The sequence below is a fragment of the Janthinobacterium sp. GW821-FHT03C10 genome (assembly GCF_059420865.1).
Genome location: NZ_JBWKUN010000006.1, coordinates 496,276 through 511,233, shown reverse-complemented (window position 1 = coordinate 511,233; position 14,958 = coordinate 496,276). Strand labels below are relative to the sequence as shown.

The window sequence follows — 14,958 nt, the reverse complement described above, 5'->3', positions numbered from 1 at the left end:
TTAGGAATGAGATGCAGCAGACCCCGATCCGATCCCTTCTGTGCGCGCTGGCGCTGGCCACCGGCATGGTTCCCGCCGCGCAGGCCGATAATGCCCCGCTGCCGGCCACCATGCGCCTCGACTACCAGCACAGCGGCAATGCGCTGGGCGAGCACTATGCGGTCGAACGCGTGCTGGTCGAGCCCCTGCCATGGCCCGGCAACCTGGCGCGCCCCATCGACGACAGCAACCGCGGCAACAATATGCTGGAAGTGGTCGACATCAAGTCGGGCAAGGTGCTGTACTCGCGCGGCTTTTCCACCATCTTCGGCGAGTGGGCCAGCACCGATGAAGCGAAAACCACCACGCGCGCCTTCCAGGAATCCGTGCGCTTCCCGCAGCCCGAGCACCCCGTGCGCGTGCGCATCCTCAAGCGCGACGAACGCGGCCTGTTTTCCGTTGTGTGGAGCACCGATGTCGATCCTGCCGCGCAGGACGTGATCCGCAAGCAGCCGCCGGCGCCCGTCAAGCCGATCCCGATCCGTGTCGAAGGGCCCTCGTCCGGCAAGGTCGACCTGCTGATCATGGGTGACGGCTACACGGCGGCCGAAATGGGCAAGTTCGAGGCGACGGCGCGCAAATTGGCCGAGCACCTGTTTACGGTCTCGCCATTTCGCGAGCGGGCCAATGACTTCAACGTGTGGGCCATGGCCGCGCCGACGCAGGAATCGGGCGTGTCGCGTCCATCGACGGGCGTGCATCACGCCTCGCCGCTGGGCACGCGCTACGACATCTTCGGCAGCGAGCGCTATGTGCTGACGACGGACAACCGCGCGCTGCGCGACCTGGCGCAGTACGCGCCGTATGAATTCATCGAAATCCTCGTCAATAACGACACCTACGGCGGCGGCGGCATCTTCGGCCAGTTCAGCACGGCGGCGGCGAACAACGACTGGGCCAATTACCTGTTCGTGCATGAATTCGGCCACCATTTCGCCGGCCTGGCCGACGAGTACTACACTTCGCCCGTGGCCTACCAGTCGAACGGCGAGCGGCAGGAGCCGTGGGAGCCGAACGCCACGGCGCTGCGCGATCCGGCCAAGCTGAAATGGAAGAGCCACGTCAAGGCGGGCACGCCGCTGCCGACGCCCTGGCCGAAGGAAGCGTACGACAGCCATGCGCGCGAATACCAGAAGCAGCGCGCGGCCCTGCGCGCTGCCAACCGCCCGGAAAGCGAGATGAGCGGCTTGTTCAAGGCCGACCTGGCGTACACGCAGCAACTGTTCTCGAAGGCGCCGCAGCGCCATGCGGTGGGCGCCTTCGAAGGCGCGAACTACGAATCGTCCGGCTACTACCGGCCCGAGATGCAATGCATCATGTTCGACCGCAGCGAGACGTTTTGTTCCGTCTGCCAGGATGGCATCAGCACCATCATCGACCTGTATTCGCGTGGCGCCCCGGCGCCGCGCCAATAATGCCGTTCATGTCGTTTTCGTAAGCATGGCGGGCCATGTTGCATCGCAATAACATGGCCCCCTGTCCTATCCTTCCCATTGCCGGCCTTGTGCCATCGTCCGGCGCTGCTTGTTTTCCAGACAATCGGCATTGGCGCCGGCATGCTCCCTTTTCTTCCCGCCAGCCCGGTAGTATTATCAAATACGTATGCCCGCGCGCTTGCCTGAAAATTATTTCATTTAAATAATATTGAGGTAAAATTTGATTTACATCAATGTTGCATTGCCGCAATCGCACTTATAGTTGACCTAGCTCAAAATGATAAGCATGCGGACCGGACTCATCGCGAATCACGTATCTAAATGCTGTAGAGTAATTTCGCCCTGTACCAGTTCCCCGAGAATGCACTGGTGCCGGCCTCGAATTTCAGTGACGGAAGCCGATTCATGAAGATGCAGACCCCCGCGCCTGACGCGTGCAATACCCTCCATCCCCACACACCGATTGCCTTGCCGTATGCGCGCGCCGGCGGCGTGACCCTGGCCATGAGCGCGGCCGCCATGCGCGCCGGCGCGGCGCGCTGCGTGCATGCGGCCACGCCGTGGCCCGCCTTGCGTCCCGTCCAGGCATGACGGCCGATTCGCGCCCGCACTTGCCTTTGCAGGGCAAGCGGGGCCTGGTGGTGGGCATCGCCAACGCGCAAAGCATCGCCTGGGGCTGCGCCAGCGCGCTGCGCGCGGCCGGTGCCGAACTGGCCGTGACTTGGCTCAATGACAAGGCCCGTTCACATGTGGAGCCGCTGGCGCAGCAAGTGCAGGCGGCCATCATGGCGCCGCTCGACGTGGCCGTGCCGGGTCAACTGGAGGCGCTGTTTGCGCAGATCGAACGGCAGTGGGGCGCCATCGATTTTGTCGTCCACTCGATCGCGTATGCGCCGAAACACGACTTGCATGGCCGCGTGACGGACAGTTCTGCCGACGGTTTCGCGCAGGCGATGGACATTTCGTGCCATTCCTTCATGCGCATGGCGAAGCTGGCCGAACCCCTGATGCCGCACGGCGGCAGCTTGACCACCATGAGTTATTTAGGCGCCGAGGAAGTCATCGCCGACTATGGCCTGATGGGACCCGTGAAGGCGGCGCTGGAAGCGTCGGTGCGCTACCTGGCCGCCGAACTGGGGCCGCAAGGTATCCGCGTGAACGCCATCTCGCCGGGCCCACTGGAGACGCGGGCCGCCTCCGGCATCGCCCATTTCGACCGCCTGATGGCCGACGCCATCGAACGCTCGCCCATGCGCCGCCTGGCCACCATCGAGGACGTGGGCGCGCTGTGCGCCTTCCTCGCCGGCGACGGCGCGCGCGCCATCACGGGCGGCACCCTGTACGTCGATGGCGGCTACAACATTCTGAATTGACTGGAAGAAGATGACCATGGCTGTTTCTATTTTGCCCAACCGCGCCGGGATGGCCGCGCTGGCCACCGCGCTGGCCCTGGCCGGCTGCGCCTCGCTGGCGCCGCCTTACGCACCGCCGCCGCTGCCCGTGGCGGCGCAGTATCCGGAAACTGACGCTGCCGGCGCAAGCGCGCCCGACGTCGCCTGGCAAGCCTACTTTGCCGATCCGCGCCTGCAGGCGCTCATTGCGCAGGCGCTGGCCGGCAACCGCGACATCCGCATCGCCGCCCTGCGCGTGGAAGAGGCGCGCGCCGCGTATGGCATCCAGCGCGCCGAACAATTTCCCACCATCGCGCTGGGCGCCTCCGGCAGCCGCGCGCGCGTGCCGGCTGACCTGAGCCCGACGGGGCGCGCCATGACGAGCGCGCAGTACCAGGCGGGCTTGAACGTGAGCGCCTGGGAACTCGATTTCTGGGGCCGGGTGCGCAGCCTGAAGGACAGCGCCCTGCAAACCCTGCTGGCCAGCGACGAGGCGCGCCGCGCCGTCGGCGTGGCCCTGGTGGCGCAGGTGGCCAATGGCTACCTGGGCTTGCGCGAACTCGACGAACGGGTGGAACTGGCGCGCGCCACGGTCGACAGCCGCGCCGAATCGCTGCGCATCTTCACGCGCCGCTTCGAGGTGGGATCGATTTCGAAGCTGGACCTGACGCAGGTGGAAACCCTGCTCAGCCAGGCCCTGTCGCTGTCGGCCCAGCTGGAACAGGCGCGCGCCGTGCAGGCGCATGCGCTGGCCCAGCTGGTGGGCGGCCCCGTCGACCTGGCGCCGGTGGCTGGCGAGGTGCGCCGCTTCGACGATGCCAGCGTGCTGCAGCCGCTGCATGCGGGCCTGCCCTCGGCTTTACTTACGCAGCGCCCCGACCTGATGGCGGCCGAGCACCAGCTGCGCGCCGCGCAGGCCAATATCGGCGCCGCGCGCGCCGCCTTCTTCCCCACCATTTCGCTGACGGCGGGCTATGGCACGGCCAGCGCGGAATTGAGCGGCCTGTTCGACTCGGGCAGCGGGGCCTGGAATTTCGCCCCGCGCCTGGTGCTGCCGGTCTTTGACGCGGGCCGCCTGCGCGCCAATAGGGACCTGGCCGAGGTGCGCCGCGACGTGGCCGTGGCCAATTATGAAAAGAGCGTGCAGGGCGCCTTCCGCGAAGTGGCCGACGCGCTGTCGAACCGGCGCTGGCTGGCGCTGCAGGTCGACATCGGCAAGACCACGCTGGCCGCGCAAAGCGAACGCGCGCGCCTGGCCAAGCTGCGCTACGACAATGGCGCTGCGCCCTACCTGGAAGTGCTCGATGCGCAGCGCGACCTGCTGACGGTCGAGCAGCAGCTGGTGCAGACGCGCCGCGCGCTGCTGTCCAGCCAGGTCAGCCTGTATGCGGCCCTGGGCGGCGGCGCACCCGCACCCGCCGCCGCTTCCACCCACTAATTTGATCACCCCGATACCATGAATGCTCAACTGAAGAAAAAACTCATCCCCGTCGCGCTGGTCGTGGCCGTTCTCGTGCTGGGCTACTTGGCCTGGCAAAAAATGCGCCCCACGGGCCCTGGCGAAGGTTTTGTCAGCGGCAATGGCCGCATCGAGGCGACGGAAGTCGACGTCGCGACCAAGCTGGCCGGCCGGGTCAAGGAGATCCTCGTGCGCGAGGGCGACTTCGTCAAGGCGGGCCAGCCGCTGGCCACCATGCAGGTCGACTCGCTGACGGCCCAGCGCGACGAGGCGCGCGCGCGCCAGCAGCAGGCGTCCGATGCCGTGGTCGGCGCGCAGGCGCAGGTGGCCGTGCGCGAGAGCGACAAGGCGGCCGCGCTGGCCATGGTGGCGCAGCGCGAAAGCGAACTCGATGCGGCCAGGCGCCGCCTGGCCCGTTCCGAAACCCTGTCGAAGGAAGGCGCTTCCTCGGTGCAGGAACTCGACGACGACCGCGCCCGCGTGCGCAGCGTGGCCGCCGCCCTGAATGCGGCCAAGGCGCAGGTGACGGCGGCGCAGGCGGCCATCGATGCGGCAAAAGCGCAGGTGGTCGGTTCGCGTTCGGCCGTCGTCGCCGCCGAGGCGACCACGGCGCGCATCGATTCCGACCTGGCCGATGGCCAGCTGACGGCGCCGCGCGACGGCCGCGTGCAATACCTGGTGGCGCAGCAGGGCGAAGTGCTGGCCGGCGGCGGCAAGGTGCTCAACCTGGTCGACCTGTCGGACGTCTACATGACCTTCTTCCTGCCGGAGACGGCGGCCGGCAAGGTGGCGATGGGCGGCGAAGTGCGCCTCATCCTCGACGCGGCGCCCAATTACGTGATTCCCGCGACGATTTCGTTTGTCGCCGCCAGCGCGCAGTTCACGCCGAAGACGGTGGAAACGGCCAGCGAGCGCCAGAAGCTGATGTTCCGCGTGAAGGCGCAGATCAGCCGCGAGCTGCTGCAAAAGCATCTGGCCCTGGTCAAGGTGGGTTTGCCCGGCGTGGCCTGGGTGCGCCTCGATGCGAAGCAGCCATGGCCCGCTGAACTGACGGCCAAGGTTCCGCAGTGAGCATGGACGTGACTTCCTTTGTCGTCAGCATCCAGGGCGTCAGCCAGCATTACGGCAAGACGGTGGCGCTCGACGGCATCGACCTCGACGTGCCGGCCGGCCGCATGGTGGGACTGATCGGGCCCGACGGCGTGGGCAAATCGAGCCTGCTGTCGCTGGTGGCCGGCGCGCGCGCCGTGCAGCAGGGCAGCGTGATGGCGCTGGGCGGCGACATGCGCGATGCGCGCCACCGCGACGATGTCTGCCCGCGCATCGCCTACATGCCGCAAGGCCTGGGCAAGAATCTGTATCCGACCCTGTCGGTCGAGGAAAACCTGCAGTTTTTCGCGCGCCTGTTCGGCCACGACGCGGCCGAGCGCCGCCGCCGCATCGACCAGCTGACCCGCAGCACGGGCTTGCAACCCTTCCTCGCGCGCCCGGCGGGCAAGCTGTCGGGCGGCATGAAGCAGAAGCTGGGCCTGTGCTGCGCCCTGATCCACGATCCCGACCTGCTCATTCTCGATGAGCCGACCACCGGCGTCGATCCGCTGGCGCGGGCCCAGTTCTGGGACCTGATCGCCGGCATCCGCGTGCAGCGCCCGCAAATGAGCGTGATGGTGGCCACCGCCTACATGGACGAGGCGCAGCGCTTCGACTGGCTCGTGGCCATGGATGACGGCAAGGTGCTCGATACGGGCACGCCGGCCGAGCTGCTGGCGCGCACACAGAGCGACAACCTGGAAGCGGCCTTCATCAAGCTGCTGCCCGAAGCCAAGCGCGCCGGCCACCAGCCCGTGGTGATCACGCCGCTGGATCCAGCCAGCGCGCAGGACGTCGCCATCGAGGCCAAAGACCTGACCATGCGCTTCGGCGATTTCACGGCCGTCGACCATGTGAATTTCCGCATCGGCCGCGGCGAGATCTTCGGTTTTCTCGGCTCGAACGGCTGCGGCAAGTCGACCACCATGAAGATGCTCACGGGTCTGCTGCCGGCCACGGAAGGCAAGGCCTGGCTGTTCGGCAAGGAGGTCGATTCCAACGACATCGATACGCGCCGCAGGGTCGGCTACATGTCGCAGGCATTCTCTCTGTACAGCGAACTGACGGTGCGCCAGAACCTGGTGCTGCACGCGCGCCTGTTCCACGTGCCGGAGGGCGAGATTCCGGCCAGGATCGACGAAATGGCGCAGCGCTTCGACCTGCGCGCCGTGATGGGCGACTTGCCCGACAGCCTGCCGCTGGGCATACGCCAGCGCCTGTCGCTGGCCGTGGCCATGGTGCACAAGCCGGAAATGCTGATCCTCGACGAACCGACGTCCGGCGTCGACCCCATCGCGCGCGACAATTTCTGGCGCCTGATGATCGAACTGGCGCGGCGCGACCGCGTCACCATCTTCATTTCCACCCACTTCATGAACGAGGCCGAGCGCTGCGACCGCATCTCGCTGATGCACGCCGGTAAAGTGCTGGTCAGCGATGCGCCGGCCGAACTGGTGCGCAAGAAGGGCGCGCCGTCGCTGGAGGCGGCCTTCATCGCCTACCTGGAAGAGGCGGGCGGCGGCACGGCAGCGGCGACAGTGCAGGAACCGCCGGCATCCGTGCCGCAGGAAGCGGCACCGGCGCCGCAGCACCGGCGCAGCCGTTTCAGCCTGGGCCGCATGCTCAGCTACATGTGGCGCGAGGCGCTGGAATTGCGCCGCGACCCCGTGCGTCTGACCCTGGCGCTGGGCGGCTCCGTGCTGCTGCTGTTCGTCATCGGCTTCGGCATCAGCCTCGACGTCGAAGACTTGAGCTATGCGGTGCTCGACCACGACCAGACGACCCTGAGCCAGAATTACACGAACAACCTGGCCGGCTCGCGCTACTTCGTCGAGCGCCCGCCGCTGCGCGACTATGCCGATATCGACAAGCGCATGCGCAGCGGCGAACTGTCGCTGGCCATCGAGATCCCGCCCGGCTTCGCGCGCGACGTGCAGCGCGGCGCGCCGGCGCAAGTGGGCGCGTGGATCGACGGCGCCATGCCGATGCGCGCCGAAACCGTGCAGGGCTACGTGCAGGGCATGCACCAGCTGTGGTTGGCCGACCAGGCCTTGCACCGCTACGGCATCACGATGAGCAATCCCGTCGCCATCCAGACGCGCTACCGCTACAACCCGGACGTGAAAAGCCTGCCCGCCATGGTGCCGGCCGTGATTCCCCTGCTGCTGCTGATGCTGCCGGCCATGCTGGCGGCGCTGTCCGTGGTGCGCGAAAAGGAACTCGGTTCCATCATCAACCTGTACGTGACGCCCGTCACGCGCCTGGAATTCTTGCTCGGCAAGCAGGTGCCCTACGTCGTGCTGGCCATGTTCAACTTCGTCCTCATGGCCCTGCTGGCGGTCACCGCCTTCGGCGTGCCGATCAAGGGCAGCCTGCCGACCCTGATCGGCGCCACCTTCATCTTCAATATCTGCGCCACGGGCATCGGCCTGTTCGCCTCGACGTTTACGCGCAGCCAGATCGCGGCCCTGTTCGTGACCATGATCGGCACCATGATCCCGGCCATCCAGTTTTCCGGCCTGCTCAATCCCGTCTCGTCGATGGAAGGCGTGGGCAAGGCTGTCGGCCTGATGTATCCGGCCACGCACATGCTCAACATCAGCCGGGGCGTATTCAACAAGGCGCTGGGCTTTGGCGACCTGCACGCCTCGTTCTGGCCCCTGCTCGTCGCCATTCCCGTGATCCTCGGCGTGACGGTGGCGCTGCTGAAGAAACAAGAGAGCTGACATGCGCCACCTTGAAAACATCTACCGCCTGGGCGTGAAGGAAATCTGGAGCCTGATCCGCGACCCGATGATGCTGATCCTGATCCTCTACACGTTCACTTTGGCCATCTACGTGGCTGCCACGGCCAAGCCGGAAACCTTGCACATGGCCTCGATCGCCATCGTCGACGAGGATGGCTCGCCCCTGTCCGGGCGCATCGCCTCGGCCTTCTTCCCGCCCCAGTTCACGCCGCCGGCCATGATCAACCAGAGCCAGGTCGATGCGGGCCTGGACGCGGGCCGGTACACCTTCGTGCTGACGATCCCGCCCAAGCTGCAGGCCGACGTGCTGGGCGGGCGCCACGCGGAATTGCAGCTGAACGTGGACGCCACGCGCATGAGCCAGGCTTTCAGCGGCAGCGGCTACATCCAGCAGATCGTCGCCGGTGAAATAGCCGAATTCGGCAAACGCTACCGGGGCGCGACCGTCTCGCCCGTGGAGCTGGTGATGCGCGCGCGCTTCAATCCCTCGCTGAGCCAGGCGTGGTTCGGCTCGCTGATGGAACTCATCAACCAGGTGACGATGCTGTCGATCATCCTCACGGGCGCGGCCCTGATCCGCGAGCGCGAACACGGCACCATCGAGCACTTGCTGGTGATGCCGGTGACGCCGGCCGAGATCATGCTGGGCAAGGTCTGGTCGATGGGCCTGGTGGTGCTGCTGGCCGCCGCCCTGTCGCTGAACCTGGTGGTGCGCGGCATGCTGCACGTGCCGATCGAAGGCTCGATCGCGCTGTTCCTGTGCGGCGCGGCCCTGCACCTGTTCGCCACCACCTCGATGGGCATTTTCCTGGCCACCGTGGCGCGCAGCATGCCGCAGTTCGGCATGCTCTTGATTCTCGTGCTGCTGCCGCTGCAGATGCTCTCGGGGGGCAGCACGCCGCGCGAAAGCATGCCCGAGCTGGTGCAGAACATCATGCTGATCGCCCCGACCACGCATTTCGTCGAATTGAGCCAGGCGATCCTGTACCGGGGTGCCGGCATCGACGTGGTGTGGAAACCGTTCCTGGCCCTGCTGGCCATCGGCACGGCCCTGTTTACCTTCGCGCTGGCGCGTTTTCGCAAGACCATCAGCCAGATGGCGTAGCCCCCGCGCCGGAATGGTCCGGCGTTTTTTGCATGAAAAGGATAGCCATGACAACCGAAGCTGCACCATTTTTCTCCACCGGCGGCTTGCCGTCCCTGGGCATGCTGGGCGACTATGCGCGCGACTCGTGGCAGCGCATCGTGCTGTACGCGGACGTGATGCGCCGGCGCGGCAACCAGTACCAGGAGCACCTGGCCGAGGAAGTGCCGAACGTGCTGGACTTCCCCGCCGAACTGGTGATGTCGGGCCTGGAGCTGGCGCGTCCCGTCAACTACGGCCTGGCGCGCATTTTGACGCCCGATGCGCCCGAACCTGAGCCATCGAAACGGCCGTTTGTCGTCGTCGACCCGCGCGCCGGCCACGGTCCCGGCATCGGCGGCTTCAAGGCCGAGAGCGAGATCGGCGTGGCCCTGCGCGCCGGCCACCCGTGCTACTTCATCGGTTTCCTGCCCGATCCCGTGCCGGGACAGACGGTGGAAGACGTGATGCATGCGGAGGCGGCCTTCCTGGAAAAAGTCATCGCCCTGCATCCGCTCAGCGAAGGCAAGCCCGTCGTCATCGGCAATTGCCAGGCGGGCTGGCAAATCCTCATGACGGCGGCCATGCGCCCGGAACTGTTCGGCCCCATCATCGTGGCCGGCGCGCCCGTGTCCTACTGGGCCGGCTGGCATGGCCGCAATCCGATGCGCTACGCGGGCGGCCTGATGGGCGGCAGCTGGGCCACGGCGCTGGCGGGCGACCTGGGCAACGGCCGCTTCGACGGCGCCAGCCTGGTGCAGAATTTCGAAAAGCTGAACCCGGCCAATACCCTGTGGAGCAAGCAGTACAATCTGTATGCGCACATCGACACGGAAGCGCCCCGCTACCTGGAATTTGAAAAATACTGGGGCGGCCACGTCTTCCTGAACGACGTCGAGATGCAGTACATCGTCGACAATCTGTTCATCGGCAACCGCCTGGCCACGGCCGAACTGATCACCTCCGACGGCGTGCGCCTGGACTTGCGCAATATCCGCTCCCCCATCGTCGTATTCTGCTCGAATGGCGACAACATCACGCCGCCGCCGCAGGCCCTGGGCTGGATCACGGACTTGTACCGCGACGACAAGGACGTGCTGATGCACGACCAGACCATCGTGTATGCCGTGCACGACAGCATCGGCCACCTGGGCATCTTCGTCTCGGCCAAGGTGGGGCACAAGGAACACCAGAAATTCGCCAGCAATATCGACCTGATCAACCTGCTGCCGGCCGGGATCTACGAAGCGAGGATCGTCGACAAGACGCCCGACACGCCGAACGCCGACCTGGCCAGCGGCGATTATGTGCTGCAGGTCGAGCACCGCGGCATCGAAGACGTGCGCGCCATCGTGCAGCCGAGCGTGGAAAACGACCGCAAGTTCGCCGCCGCCGCGCGCGTATCCGAGGTGAACCTGGCCCTGTACCGCACGTTCGCGCAGCCGTGGGTGCGCGCCATGGTCACGCCGCAAACCGCGCGCTTCCTGCAGCTTGCGCATCCGCTGCGCGTGTCGTACGAGCGCTGGACCGACCACAATCCGCTGGCCAGGCTGGTGGCCAGGGAGGCGGAAAAAGTGCGCGCCCACCGCCAGCCGGTATCGCCCGACAATCCGCTGCTGGCCATGCAGGAAGCCGTTTCAGGCGCCATCACGGCCGGCTTGAACGGCTGGCGCGACTGGCGCGATACTGTGCAGGAAACCACCTTCGACATGATCTATGGCTCGCCCCTGGTGCAGGCGCTGACGGGACAGGCCATCGGCGATGCCGCGCCGCCGCGCCCCCATCCCGGCATCTCGCCCGAGCATTGCGAATACGTGCGCTGCGAAACGCGCAAGATGGACGAGGACATGCAGCGGGGCGGCCTGGTGGAAGCGGCCGTGCGCGCGCTGTTCTACATCTATCGCTTCCGCATGATCGCCGACGAGCGCAGGGTCAACCTGGCCCTCAAATTGATCAAGCCGCAATACCGGCAGGAGGTCGGCATGGAGGAATTCCGCGGCATCGTGCGCCAGCAGGCGCGCCTGATGCTGCATGATTTCGATGCCGCCATCGCCGCCTTGCCGGCCTTGCTGTCGCGCGCCGATCCGGACGACATCGGCGCGCTGGCCGAGTGGCTGCAGCAGGTGCTGCAAGTGCCCGAGGCGCCGACGCCGGACGAGGAAGCGAGCCTGCAGCAGATGCTGGACGTCTTCGACCGCGCAGTCAAGCAGCAGGCGCAGGCGAAGGCGCTGCCGCCGGACGCGCGCGCCTCCCATGCCGGACCCAAGGCCAAACCGGCCAAACACATTACCCCTGTATAGAAGACCACGATGACCACTACCCAAGACGATGATCTGAATATCGTACGTAACCGCACCTTCGACCAGATCGCCATCGGCGACACCGCCAGCATCACGCGCACCCTGAGCATGGACGATATCGCCCTGTTCGCGGTGATGTCGGGCGACGACAACCCGCAGCACCTCGATACCGAATTTGCCGCCGCCACCCGCTACCAGGGCGTGATCGCGCACGGCATGTGGGGTGCGGCACTCATTTCCGCCGTGCTGGGCACGCGCCTGCCCGGCGCCGGCACCGTCTACACGGGCCAGACCCTGCGCTTTTTGCAACCCGTGCGCGTGGGCGATACCTTGGCCATCAGCGTCACCGTCACGGCCCTCGAGCCGCGCAGCCGCCACGTGACCCTGGCTTGCCGCTGCGTCAACCAGCATGGCGCCGTGGTGCTCGACGGCGAGGCGCAGGTGATCGCGCCGGCCGAGCAGATCGAGCGGGCGCGCGCCACCTTGCCCGAAGTGCGCCTGCATAACGGCGACGGCACGCGGCGCCTGCTCGAGCACGCGCGCACGCTGGGGCCGATCCGGGTCGCCGTGATCCATCCCTGCGATGCATTGAGCCTGTCGGGCGCGCTGGACGCGCATGCGGCCGGCCTGATCACGCCCGTGCTGGTGGCGCCGCGCGCGCGCCTGGAAGCGGTGGCGGCCGAAGCGGGCCTGAGCCTGGCCGGCATCGCCATCGAAGATGTCGAGCATAGCCATGCGGCCGCCGCGCGCGGCGCCGAACTGGCGGGCAAGGGCGAAGTGGAGGCGCTGATGAAGGGCAGCCTGCACACGGATGAACTGATGTCGGCCGTGCTGTCGGCCAGCGCCGGCCTGCGCACCAAGCGCCGCATCAGCCACTGCTTCCTGATGCAGACGCCCGCCTATCCGCGCCCCTTCATCATCACGGATGCCGCCATCAATATCGCGCCCAACCTGGCCATGAAGGCCGACATCGTGCGTAACGCCATCGACCTGGCGCACGTGATCGGCGTGGCCTGCCCGCGCGTGGCTATCCTGGCCGCCGTGGAAACGGTGAACGCGGACATGCCGGCGACTTTGGACGCGGCCGCCCTGTGCAAGATGGCCGACCGCGGACAGATCACGGGGGCGATCCTCGACGGTCCGCTGGCCTTCGACAACGCCGTGTCGATCGCCGCCGCCACCGTCAAGGGCATCGTCTCGGAAGTGGCGGGCCGCGCCGATATTTTGCTGGTGCCCGACCTGGAAAGCGGCAACATGCTGGCCAAGCAGCTCGAATACATGGGCGACGCGGACAGCGCCGGCATCGTGCTGGGCGCGAAGATCCCCGTCATCCTCACCAGCCGCGCCGATTCGCGCGCCAGCCGCATCGCCTCGTGCGCCATCGCCGTGATGCTGGCCAACCATTACCGGAGCACTCCGCCATGAACGCGCCAATCACCCACGCCGACGGCACCCTGATCCTGGTGCTCAATTGCGGCTCGTCGAGCATCAAGTTCGCCCTGTTCGAGCAGGCGGACGGCGTGCTGCCGCAGCAGGCGCAATGGAGCGGCAAGGTCGAAGGCATCGGCCGCGAAAGCGCCACCTACCGCGCCGGCGGCCTGCCGGCGGTCGCCTTGCAGCTGGACCCGCAGCAGCCGCATCACGCGGCGCTCGAATACATCCGCGCGCAAGTGGTGGCGCAGCTGGACGGGCGTGCGCTGCGCGCCGTGGCGCACCGCGTGGTGCATGGCGGCAGCAAGTACTTCGCCCCCGTGCGCATCGATTTCGCCGTGCTGGCGGACCTGAAAAGCTATGTGCCGCTGGCGCCCCTGCACCAGCCGTTCGCGCTCGAGGCGATCGAGGTGCTGCTCACATCGCGGCCCGACATCGCCCAGGTGGCGTGCTTCGACACGGCCTTCCACCACACGGTGCCGCAGGTCGAGCAGATGCTGGCCCTGCCTTACGATGCGTGGGAGCGGGGCTTGCGCCGCTACGGCTTCCACGGTCTGTCGTATGAATACCAGTCGCTGGTGCTGGAACGGCGTTTTGGCGCTGTCGCGCACGGCAAGGTCATCGTCGCCCACCTGGGCAGCGGCGCCAGCCTGTGCGCCATGGACAATTTGCACAGCGTGGCCACCACCATGGGCTTTTCCGCGCTCGACGGCCTGATGATGGGCACGCGCTGCGGTTCGCTCGATCCTGGCGCCGTGATCTACCTGATGGAAATCGAAAAGCTGTCGCTGGAAAAAGTGGCGCATGTGCTGTACCACGAGTCGGGCTTGCTGGGCGTGTCGGGCGTGTCGGCCGACCCGCCCGTGCTGCTGGCGCAGCAGGACCGGCAGGATGCGACGGGCGAACGCATCCGCGCCGCGCTGGCTTTATATGTCCGCCGCATCGTGCGCGAGATCGGCGCCCTGACAGCCGTGCTGGGGGGATTGGACATGCTGGTGTTTACGGCCGGTATCGGCGAGCACAGCGCCGAATTGCGCCAGCGCATCTGCGCCGAGCTCGGTTTTATCGGTCCCGTGCTCGATGCGCAGGCGAATGCGCGCAACGCCAGCCGTATCTCCACCGACGCCAGCCGTATCGTGGTGGGCGTGGAGCCGGCCAACGAGGAGTGGGTGGCGGCGCGCCACGCGGCCCTGGCCGTGGGCGCATGAGGATCTGAAGCGTAGGGCCGCACTCGATGGGAAATTTGTCGATTTGCACATATTTCTCGTTGAGTGCGCTACCGCACTGTGTGGTTTGCCAGTTATCTTTACTATGAAGTCATGCCATTGCGCTACATCAAGAAACAGCGCGATGCCTGGCAAATTTTGAACATTTTGCCCGCCTTTAGTAAGAATAAAATTAAACCATATTGAAAGGTCTCATCATGAACAAATTACTCGCCGCCCTGATCGCTACCCTGTTTGCTACCGCCGCCTTCGCTCAAACGGCGCCGGCCACGGAAGCTGTCGTGAAAGCCCAGGCTTCCGCGCAAAAAGACGTCAACAAGGCTGCCGCTTCGGAAGCCAAGGTCGATGCCAAGGCTGACGCCAACGTCGCCAAGGCCGAGATGAAGGCTGACGAAAAGAAAGCCGACGCCCAGCACAAGGCCAACAAGACCAAAGCCAAGGCCCATGACAAGGTCGTCCACGCTGATGCGGAAGACAAGCTGAAAGCGGAAGCCAAGGCAGACAAGACCGATGCCAAGGCCGATGCGAAAGCCACCAAGGCTGCCGTGAAAGCGAACGCCAAGGTCGCCAAGGAAAAAGTGGAAGCGAACGCCGACAAAGCCCTCGCCGCCACCAAGACGGAAGAAGCCAAGGCCAAGGCCGACGCTGAAGTCAAGGCCGCCGCCGCCAAGTAATTCCCCGTTTGCGGGCCACGGCCCGCAAGCCAAAAAGACAGCT

11 protein-coding genes are annotated in these 14,958 nt (G+C 66.3%); all 11 read left to right on the top strand.

Annotated elements, in window-relative coordinates; translation table 11 throughout:
• Positions 1–11: 11 nt before the first annotated feature.
• The 11 genes from AC07VH_RS22015 (at position 12) to AC07VH_RS21965 (ending at position 14,915) form a co-directional block, all read left to right on the top strand.
• A complete protein-coding gene (locus AC07VH_RS22015) occupies positions 12–1,454 on the top strand; it encodes an IgA Peptidase M64 (protein ID WP_494789218.1) in 1,443 nt (480 codons plus the stop codon).
• Positions 1,455–1,880: 426 nt separating this feature from the next.
• Positions 1,881–2,066 carry a hypothetical protein gene (locus tag AC07VH_RS22010; protein WP_475416056.1) on the top strand — a complete coding sequence of 62 codons (186 nt, stop codon included), beginning with the start codon at positions 1,881–1,883 and terminating at the stop codon, positions 2,064–2,066.
• Positions 2,063–2,848, top strand: a complete 786-nt coding sequence (fabI, locus tag AC07VH_RS22005) for an enoyl-ACP reductase FabI (RefSeq protein WP_489629761.1) — start codon at positions 2,063–2,065, stop codon at positions 2,846–2,848. The genes AC07VH_RS22010 and fabI overlap by 4 nt, the downstream gene beginning before the upstream one ends.
• A 10-nt stretch (positions 2,849–2,858) precedes the next feature.
• Positions 2,859–4,304, top strand: a complete 1,446-nt coding sequence (locus AC07VH_RS22000; protein WP_494789217.1) for an efflux transporter outer membrane subunit — start codon at positions 2,859–2,861, stop codon at positions 4,302–4,304.
• 18 nt (positions 4,305–4,322) lie between these two features.
• Positions 4,323–5,396, top strand: a complete 1,074-nt coding sequence (locus AC07VH_RS21995; protein ID WP_494789216.1) for an HlyD family secretion protein — start codon at positions 4,323–4,325, stop codon at positions 5,394–5,396.
• 2 nt (positions 5,397–5,398) lie between these two features.
• Entirely contained in the window at positions 5,399–8,140 is a 2,742-nt protein-coding gene (gene rbbA / locus AC07VH_RS21990; RefSeq protein WP_494789215.1) for a ribosome-associated ATPase/putative transporter RbbA, read from the top strand.
• Position 8,141: 1 nt separating this feature from the next.
• Positions 8,142–9,266 (top strand): ABC transporter permease, encoded by a 1,125-nt coding sequence (locus AC07VH_RS21985; protein WP_475416061.1) that lies wholly within the window; start codon positions 8,142–8,144, stop codon positions 9,264–9,266.
• Between the two features lie 47 nt (positions 9,267–9,313).
• Complete coding sequence (locus tag AC07VH_RS21980) at positions 9,314–11,584, top strand: DUF3141 domain-containing protein (RefSeq protein ID WP_494789214.1); 2,271 nt, start codon at positions 9,314–9,316, stop codon at positions 11,582–11,584.
• A 9-nt stretch (positions 11,585–11,593) separates the two neighbouring features.
• Entirely contained in the window at positions 11,594–13,009 is a 1,416-nt protein-coding gene (locus AC07VH_RS21975; RefSeq protein ID WP_494789213.1) for a bifunctional enoyl-CoA hydratase/phosphate acetyltransferase, read from the top strand.
• On the top strand, positions 13,006–14,223 hold the full coding sequence (locus AC07VH_RS21970; RefSeq protein WP_494789212.1) for an acetate/propionate family kinase: 1,218 nt from the start codon (positions 13,006–13,008) through the stop codon (positions 14,221–14,223). Before AC07VH_RS21975 ends, AC07VH_RS21970 begins: the two co-directional genes overlap by 4 nt.
• Before the next feature lie 215 nt (positions 14,224–14,438).
• A complete protein-coding gene (locus AC07VH_RS21965) occupies positions 14,439–14,915 on the top strand; it encodes a hypothetical protein (RefSeq protein ID WP_230538935.1) in 477 nt (158 codons plus the stop codon).
• The last annotated feature ends 43 nt before the right edge of the window (positions 14,916–14,958 follow it).

Coding starts and splice junctions, on each gene's coding strand:
- AC07VH_RS22015 (WP_494789218.1), top strand. CDS start 12: ATGCAGCAGACCCCGATCCGATCCCTTCTGTGCGCGCTGGCGCTGGCC.
- AC07VH_RS22010 (WP_475416056.1), top strand. CDS start 1,881: ATGAAGATGCAGACCCCCGCGCCTGACGCGTGCAATACCCTCCATCCC.
- fabI (WP_489629761.1), top strand. CDS start 2,063: ATGACGGCCGATTCGCGCCCGCACTTGCCTTTGCAGGGCAAGCGGGGC.
- AC07VH_RS22000 (WP_494789217.1), top strand. CDS start 2,859: ATGACCATGGCTGTTTCTATTTTGCCCAACCGCGCCGGGATGGCCGCG.
- AC07VH_RS21995 (WP_494789216.1), top strand. CDS start 4,323: ATGAATGCTCAACTGAAGAAAAAACTCATCCCCGTCGCGCTGGTCGTG.
- rbbA (WP_494789215.1), top strand. CDS start 5,399: ATGGACGTGACTTCCTTTGTCGTCAGCATCCAGGGCGTCAGCCAGCAT.
- AC07VH_RS21985 (WP_475416061.1), top strand. CDS start 8,142: ATGCGCCACCTTGAAAACATCTACCGCCTGGGCGTGAAGGAAATCTGG.
- AC07VH_RS21980 (WP_494789214.1), top strand. CDS start 9,314: ATGACAACCGAAGCTGCACCATTTTTCTCCACCGGCGGCTTGCCGTCC.
- AC07VH_RS21975 (WP_494789213.1), top strand. CDS start 11,594: ATGACCACTACCCAAGACGATGATCTGAATATCGTACGTAACCGCACC.
- AC07VH_RS21970 (WP_494789212.1), top strand. CDS start 13,006: ATGAACGCGCCAATCACCCACGCCGACGGCACCCTGATCCTGGTGCTC.
- AC07VH_RS21965 (WP_230538935.1), top strand. CDS start 14,439: ATGAACAAATTACTCGCCGCCCTGATCGCTACCCTGTTTGCTACCGCC.